The 1,812-nt window shown below is 47.7% G+C and carries 2 protein-coding genes; both read right to left on the reverse strand.

Annotated features, from left to right (window positions below; all coding sequences use genetic code 11):
- Nucleotides 1-26 precede the first annotated feature (26 nt).
- Nucleotides 27-1,313, reverse strand: coding sequence for a glycine/sarcosine/betaine reductase component B subunit (locus tag SSCH_RS06045; RefSeq protein WP_044664684.1), 1,287 nt, complete (start codon nucleotides 1,311-1,313; stop codon nucleotides 27-29).
- Nucleotides 1,314-1,341: 28 nt separating this feature from the next.
- Nucleotides 1,342-1,611 (reverse strand): thioredoxin family protein, encoded by a 270-nt coding sequence (locus tag SSCH_RS06050; protein ID WP_456300456.1) that lies wholly within the window; start codon nucleotides 1,609-1,611, stop codon nucleotides 1,342-1,344.
- Nucleotides 1,612-1,812 lie beyond the last annotated feature (201 nt).

The following is a 1,812-nucleotide window of genomic DNA, read 5'->3' on the forward strand; positions in this document are numbered from 1 at the left end:
AACTCCCTTCACTATTATAGTATTTATTAGCTTCCTCTGGCTGTTAAATAGCCAAATCCTAATTCATTGGTTGAGCCTGTGATAACTTGAATTTCTGCAGTGATCGAGCCGTCATCACCCAAACTGCCGGCAAACCCGCCAGCAATCGTATCGGCAACCTCCGGGTATCCGATAACGGTTTTCATGGATGGAAGTTTGATGACCTCATTGGCATTTCCGGCAGATACAACAGCATCTCCATGCTCTGTAGCATCAGCCAGAGACTGGGAGGCACCATCCCGCCCCGCGTACTCATCAGTGATCAGGACAGTTTTGATCCCCTTTTTCTCGATCTTGGAGCAGTTCATAACCAGATCGGCATCCGGGTTACCAAAACCCTCCTCAGAGATAATGACACCATCTGCACCGAGAAACTCCACCAGTTTGGCTGTCATATCTGAGGAGCGCTCTTTGTCAGATAGTGTCACATTTTCGTTTGTAATCACACAACCGATGAAATTGAAGTCTTTTCCATGGCCCTGATAGAGGTCGTGGATCACTGGATTGTTCTGGTGTACATAGGTGGGGTTTTTGTCACATGCGGAAACACAGTTCCCGCTGACGATAGCACCATCCATCACCTCTGTGGGATAAATAAGTGTCGGAATGATCTCTTTGGCATCAACCCCATACACATAGGTATCATGGAGCAGTCCCTGGGTCTGCAGCATATAGACATAAACAACTTTGGGCAGGTCCGGGTATTCTTTTGCCTGCTCCAGCAGTGGCTTGGTTTCAAAAACCTCAACAGAGTCAGGCTCTATATTTTGCCCTGCCTTGCCCAGATACTCCGCTGCCCTGAAACCCGCCAGTCTTACTACACGTTCATGCTGATGCTGGTGCAGCCCCTCAACAGGCTCGATCTTGACTACAACATTCATTGTTTTGGAGAAAGGTGTATACTCAGCCCCCGGGCCGGACATATCGATCACACCCTCCTGAAAGCCCACTATCTTCCCAGTGGTCACTATAGCTGCCCCTTTGAGGACATGGGTGCGCCCCTCACCGACCATATCCACTTTGCTGATCAAGCCAGGGAAGACCCCCCCATTTCCTGAAACCTTGACCCGGGGTTCGATCACATCCTTCACCGGGATGATCCTTGTCTGATCACCGGGTTTTGCTAAATAAACTTCTACCGAAGCGATGTGCTCATCATCGCCAGCTATACGGGCAAGCTCCTCCTTGTTTACAAAAAGAACCCCATCATTGACCTCGGTTTTTGACCCAAATTGAACATCCTTGATCAAAATACTGCCAACTTCTAAGCGCAATCCATTCACCCCTTTCCCTTTCGATTTTTTAGATCAGCTCCTGAAGCTTCTTTTCCACTTCTTCCATGGAAAATTCTTTACTGAACTCAGCAACCTTTTCCCCATCCTTATAAAAAGCGATGGTGGGAAGCCCCATCACCTTTTGGCTGATGGCCAACCTCCTGTTCCCACCGGTGTCCAGCTTGCAGAACTTGGCCTTGCCTTCATATTTGGCAGCCAGTTCTTCTACTTCAGGCATCAAGGCTTTACATGGCTCACACTTCTGTCTCCAAAATCCACCACAGCAACTCCCTTGAATTGGAGCACTTCTTCTTACTTGAAATTTTTCTTATCTACAGCTAGCAACGGTGTGACCTCCTTTTCGTTTTAATCTATAATAAATCTGCAATCTGTTCTTTGATCTCGATAGCTGTGAACTGCCCGGAAATTCTAGCAGCCACTTCACCCTACACAAAAAACAGAACAGCAGGAATCGTCGACTCACCTGACTAACGCTGAA

Source organism: Syntrophaceticus schinkii (assembly GCF_000946815.1).
GTDB classification, from domain to species: Bacteria; Bacillota; DSM-12270; order Thermacetogeniales; family Thermacetogeniaceae; genus Syntrophaceticus; species Syntrophaceticus schinkii.